7 protein-coding genes are annotated in these 5,556 nt (G+C 69.8%); all 7 read right to left on the reverse strand.

Annotated features, from left to right (window positions below; all coding sequences use genetic code 11):
- A partial coding sequence (locus ACWCQM_RS40675) for a DnaB-like helicase N-terminal domain-containing protein (RefSeq protein WP_450920094.1) occupies positions 1-260 on the reverse strand: 260 nt, incomplete at its 3' end.
- A complete protein-coding gene (locus ACWCQM_RS40680; RefSeq protein ID WP_450920095.1) occupies positions 260-1,531 on the reverse strand; it encodes a DNA cytosine methyltransferase in 1,272 nt (423 codons plus the stop codon). The genes ACWCQM_RS40675 and ACWCQM_RS40680, both read right to left, overlap by 1 nt.
- Positions 1,528-2,451 (reverse strand): hypothetical protein, encoded by a 924-nt coding sequence (locus tag ACWCQM_RS40685; RefSeq protein WP_450920099.1) that lies wholly within the window; start codon positions 2,449-2,451, stop codon positions 1,528-1,530. The genes ACWCQM_RS40680 and ACWCQM_RS40685 overlap by 4 nt, the downstream gene beginning before the upstream one ends.
- A 36-nt stretch (positions 2,452-2,487) precedes the next feature.
- Positions 2,488-2,958 (reverse strand): hypothetical protein, encoded by a 471-nt coding sequence (locus ACWCQM_RS40690; protein ID WP_450920096.1) that lies wholly within the window; start codon positions 2,956-2,958, stop codon positions 2,488-2,490.
- Positions 2,951-3,760: a tryptophan synthase subunit alpha gene (gene trpA / locus ACWCQM_RS40695; protein ID WP_450920097.1), complete on the reverse strand. Its 810-nt coding sequence runs from the start codon at positions 3,758-3,760 to the stop codon at positions 2,951-2,953. The genes ACWCQM_RS40690 and trpA overlap by 8 nt, the downstream gene beginning before the upstream one ends.
- Positions 3,761-3,765: 5 nt before the next feature.
- Positions 3,766-4,776 carry an alpha/beta fold hydrolase gene (locus ACWCQM_RS40700; RefSeq protein WP_450920100.1) on the reverse strand — a complete coding sequence of 337 codons (1,011 nt, stop codon included), beginning with the start codon at positions 4,774-4,776 and terminating at the stop codon, positions 3,766-3,768.
- Positions 4,773-5,556 (reverse strand): DUF317 domain-containing protein (locus ACWCQM_RS40705; protein ID WP_450920098.1); only part of this gene is annotated, 784 nt, incomplete at its 5' end. The genes ACWCQM_RS40705 and ACWCQM_RS40700, both read right to left, overlap by 4 nt.

The raw sequence follows: 5,556 nt of genomic DNA on the forward strand, positions 1-5,556 counted from the left end.
GCGGTGGTGAGCACGGTGTCGAGCCACTTCGCGTTCTTCGCGTGCTCGACCGGGTCCGGGGGCGGCAGGGCGCGGATCGCGGCGAACAGAGCGCGGTGCGCGGCGGTGGAGAACGCATCGGGGCCGATACCGGTCACCTCGTGTAGGCGTTGGGGTTCGAGCAGGAGAGCACCAAGGAGGGCTTGCTCGACGTGGAAGACCGGGTGCGGCCGTGGGATCGCTTCGAGGTCGTCCTCGTCGGGGTGGGACGTGTGGGGCATTAGGCGGCCAGGGTGAAGTCGTCGGGGTTGAGGGGGACCTCCAGATGCGGGGCGAGCAGGTGGGCCGCGAGCAATGGGGGTACCGCGTTGCCGATCTGGGAGAACTGCTGGCCCTTGTTTCCGGCCCAGGGGTAGTCGGCGGGGAAGGTCTGCAGGATGCCGGCCTCGCGGGCGGTGATCCGGATCGGCTTCGGTGCGGGCACCGACCCCGTTTCGTCCTGCGAAGAGGCGGGGGGCTCGGCGATCCAGGTGCATTCGTTGGAGCGGTGTCCGAAGAACAGCGTTCCCGCCGGCTCGGACAACGGCCGGATGGTGGCGTTGGCCTGGTTGTTGCTGCGCAGGGACCAGGACCAGCGGTGCGCCTCGGCGGTGAACGTGGGCGCCGGAGCGTCGGCGGCCCGGTTGTCGCGGGTGCCGTGCCGGGCCGCCCATCCCGCGCCTTCGCGGCGGGACTGCAGGACCACCCCGCCCGGCCGGGGCATCCACGTGCCGCGCTCACGGGCGTCGGACAGTGTCTTGCGGGAGCCGGAGGGGAACGGCTCTGGGCCACCGCCGGGTCCGCCGCCGGCGCAGACGGTGGGCACGGGCCGGTCGGTGGCACCCCACCCCAGGGCTTCGGCCATGCTGACCCAGCGGGTGCGGCCCGGCCCGAACAGCGAGTCGGGCTCGCCGATCTGGGCGTGTGTCGGGGCGGGGGGCTGGGCGGTACGGACCCGCGAGGCGAGCAGAATGGCGCGCCTTCGCGTCTGGGGTACTCCGTAGTCGGCGGCGTTGAGGATGCCCGTCCATACGGAGAAGCCCCAGCGCCGCAGCACAGCCGCGTACTGCTTCCACAGCGGAAGGACATCGGGTACCTCCTCCATGACCACCCACTCGGGCTCGCCGACCGCGTTCAGGGCGTGGAGGTAGCGCATCGGTTCCGCCGCGAGCAGGGAGCGTTCGTCGCGGCAGGCGGCGAGGAGGCGCTCGCGGGTGTCGCGTCCTGCGGCGAGATTCTCCACTGCCTCGTGCACGAGCGGCTGGTCGAGCAGGCCCAGGCGTTTGCCGGCCATGCTCCACGCCTGGCATGGCGGGGATGCGATCAGCCCGCGGGTCCGGCCGATGAAGGGCCAGGTCGGATACATGGCCACGTCTGTCCGGACCGTCAACTGCTGTGCCGCCGCCCGTGTCTTGCAGGCCCAGGCGTCCCACTCCAGGCCGATGTCACGAACCCCGAGCACTCCCAGTGCCCGGCTCCAACCGCCCGGACCCGCGAACAGGTCGAGTATCACGTCGCCAGCCCGAAATCGGTCTGACCCATCGCGTCCGCGTCTCCGCGGCACGCCCAGGGCGAGCAGCCGTCCTCGACGCCGTTTTCCAGTTCCTCCGCCTCGTCCTCCCCGATCTGGAGGGCGGCCTTTTCGGCGGCGGTGACGTGATCGATCGGGGCCTCGCTCAAGGGGACGCGGGAGCGATGCAGGAATGCCTCGCCGAGCAGTCGGTTTCCCGATGCGTTGGCACGGGCGTTTCCCCGACGGATGGCCGCATCGAATTCGACCACATCCGCCCACTCGGACGGTGACGTATCCCTGATATGCCTCCACTGCGCGTTCCCGTGGAACGGGCATCCGAGGCAACTCGATTTCGGCGTCTCGGCCAGACCGAGTGAGGTCAGGTAACGGACGCAGTCCGCTCTGCTCCAGCCGAGGTCCAGAAGGGGATGCCGGTTGCGCATGTACTGGACGTCGGCGTCCTTGGCCCGATGGAACTCATCGGTCGAGATACCGACCCACTGCTCGACGAACACGCCCCTGGGGATACGTGACGGATAGGGGTGCCCAAGAAGTTCACGCACCTTCTGCTTTATTGGTTTTATCTTATATTCGCCGGTGCACTGCCTGCGAGTCATCCCCGGCCGGCCGTCTTTGTTGAGAATGTGGAGAGGCATCGAGGCGAACCGGTGATCCGGATTCAACGCATCGCTTCGAATATTTCCGGATGCGACGCGGAGGACTGGAATGCCAGCGGGTTTTGCGACCTCTTCTTCCAGGCGGTCCAGATGGGCGTAAACGGCTTTCGGTTCCCATCCCGTGTCGGCGAAAATCGCGTAGTCGACCTTGGGGAGGATGCCGTCCGCGGAGAGGGCTAGAAGAGTGCTGGACTGAACTCCCGCGCCGAGAGAAAGGGCACGGAAGCGGGGCTGATCTGAAATGGTCTGTCCTGGGGGTTGGAAGCGGAGGGCGTGCCCTCAACGCGGCTGGTGCGCGTGATGAGTTGGCGGCACCAGCCGGTCGCGGTGTATCGCGTGGCAGAGGGCGGGGATGCGGCCGAGGAGGTCGGCGGCCGAGGCGATGAGCTGCTGGGGCGAGGGCCCGATGACAACAACCCGGCCCGACGAGGCGGCGACGCACCGGCGCTGGTTCTCCACGGCGCGGGCCAGGGCCGCGGTCAGTTCGGCGCCGGCGTCCTGGGCGGCCTTGGCGATCTGCGCGAGGCGGTCGAGGAACAGCAGTCCTTCGACCGTAGTGTGCGACCGGGCTGACGCATGGTCGAGAAGGATGTCCAACGCGCTGCGGGAGAGGTCCTGCACATCGGTGATCCAGCCGGCCAGGGTGCGGAGATCGCGGCCCGTGCCAGCGGCACCGAGCGTGCGGCGCAGGGCAAGCGCCTCGCTGCTCAGGTGCGAGAGGGGTTTGGCCGGCGTATCGAGATCAGACACGGTGCCCCCTGAAGGTCGGGCGCAGCGCCTGAGCGAACGAGGCGGCCACGGCAGGGGCCTGGCCGGGGTTCGTCAGCAGAGCGCGGACGACAGGGGTACCGATGATGACCGCGTTCACCAGCGGAGCTATGCGCGCCGCGAGAGCCGGGGTGGAGATCCCCACTCCCGAGACGATGGGGACCGAAGCGGCCTGCCGAAGACGCTGGGTAAAGTCGGCGAGCGCGGGGATGTCCACTGCGCCCTGGTGGCCGGTGAGGGCCGTACTGGCGGGCGCGTACAACCATCCCGACGCCCCGGCGACCGCCGCCGGCAGACCCGAGTTGGGGGTGCGGCGCGGGACGAGGCTGGGCGTGACCAGGCCCGCGCTGCTCGCGGCTTGATGCCAGCGTGCGGCCATGTGCGCGGGCAGATCGACGACCATTACCCCGGCGGCGCCGGCGTCGGCGAAAAGGCCGGTCACGTGCTCGGGGCTGTAGCGGCTGACGGAATCCCAGTAGGCCATGACGACGGTCGGCCGGAGGCGTGCGGCGTGCTCAACCGCACGGACGGTGTGATCCAGACCGTGGCCGTGTCGAAGGGCGCGGCGGTAGGCGGACTGGATGACGGGGCCGTCGAGAAAGGGCGCGGTATGAGGGAAGCCGATCTCGAACATGTCGGCTCCGGCCTGCGCGAGGCAGTCGAGGTGGCGCTGCTCAGCGGTCTGTGGATGCAGGCCGGCGGGGACGAAAACACCGAGTCGGCAGGAGGGTTGGGCGAGGAGAGTGTCGAGTTTCTGAGCGGCGAGCAGGATGTTCCTTTCCACGGGGGTCAGTGGTTTCGGGCGCTGGGCAGGAGGTGGGTCAGGCTTTCCACGACGGCATGGGGGTGGCGGATGGGAAGCGTGTGGGTGGCCTGGTCGGTCAGCACGAACCGGGCCTGGGGCAGGCGGAGGGCGAGAGCCCGGGTGTGGCCGGCGGGAACGTGGACGTCAGCGGAACCTGCGAGGAGGGTCAGGCGCGGACCGAGGGTGCGCAGCCCGTCGACCGGGCGCGATCCGCGGATGGCGAGTGCCTGCCAGAACGCGGCGATGTCACGGGTGGCGGTGTGGTGCAGGCCGCGCCGGCAGGCGACTGGCACGCTGGTGCCACCGCTCTCGGGTGCGGCAGTGGACAGGGCCCAGGGGCTGGAGCGCGGCAGGCGGCGCCGTATCGCGTCCACCACCGCGGGGGCGTGGGTGCAGGTGAGCGCGAGGAGGTCTCGGCCCCAGCTGAGGAGCCGGGTCCGCAGCCCGGGCACGGGACGGGTGGTGACCGGTCCGTCGGGCGTGGAGATCAGCAGGAGGCCCCGTATCCGGGGGAGCAGGTCCGGACGCATCGTCGTCAGGGTCTGCAGGATCATGCCGCCCATGGAGTGGCCGGCGAGGACCAGCGGACCGTGCGGGGCGCAGTCGTCGATGAGGAAGGAAAGGTCATCGGCGAGCTTCCCGAGCCTGATCGGGGCGGTTCCACGGGTGGACTGCCCGTGTGCGCGCTGGTCGTAGCGCACGACCCGGACGCCCTGGGCGGCGAGAGGCGGGGTGTGCAGGCGCCACAGTTCCGCGGTGACGGACAGCCCGTGGACCAGAACGAGGGTGACGGGCGCGTCGGCCGGCCCGTCGAGGTAGGCGGTCAGTTCAGCGCCGTCGGGCAGAGATATGCGGCGCGTGCTGGTGGGGGAGGGGTGCGAATTGATGAGCGAGCTTTCTGCTGTGGGAAACGAAGGACCTGTGTGCGGGGGCCCAGGGGCGCTGAGCAGGGCTGCGGAGGCGGCGTCGCGGGATCTGGTCGGCGGCGAGGTCAGCGGTGGCGTACGGCACGGCCGAGCTGGGCACCGGCGTGGGCGACATGCGGATTCACAGCAGCCCCATGGATCGGGGTGATGAGCACCTCGTCCAGCTTCTGCACGAAGTACGGGACATCTCGGAAGGCACGTTCCACCGGTGCGGTCGTGGCGAGGTGGGTGAAGAACTGGGCGACCAGACGCTCGGGCACCTCCGGGGTGAACGTGGCGCTCCAGTGCGTGTCGAAGCCGTCGTACACGGAGTGTTGGATCCGCCACGGGTGCATGGGGTCCGTGCTGTGCTCGACGGTGCAGTGGCCGTCGGGAGAGGCCCACGCCACCCCCGACGAAATGGAGGACGCCTCCCAGCCGCTGGTCTTGGCGAGGTGGGCCACGGACTCGGTCGCCAGGGGTATGCGCTCGGCATGCCGGCGGTCACCGAGCAGCTGGGGCAGGGCCTGGGTTACGGAGGCGATGGCCTCGTTCGGCGTCTGCCGGCTGAACTCGATCTGCCAGTAGGGCTCGTGGTGGGCGATGGTCCACCACACGCCGTCCTGACGGTCGGGGGCGAAGTCGAGGAACACGCTGCCGCAGGGGCTGTCGATGTCGATGCGGCCGGTCCGCGGATTGTGCTCGTAGGGCCACGCGAACAGGTGGACCAGGGGACCGATGACGCCGTTGATCTTGTTCATGCCGCCGCCGGCCAGGTACCGCGGCGAGACGAGGACCAGATCGTTCGGGGCGAACGTGTTCACGGCTTCCTGCCGCCCGTGTTGCGGGGTGCCGGCGGCGGTTTGGCCG

This window comes from Streptomyces sp. NPDC002125, assembly GCF_053593715.1.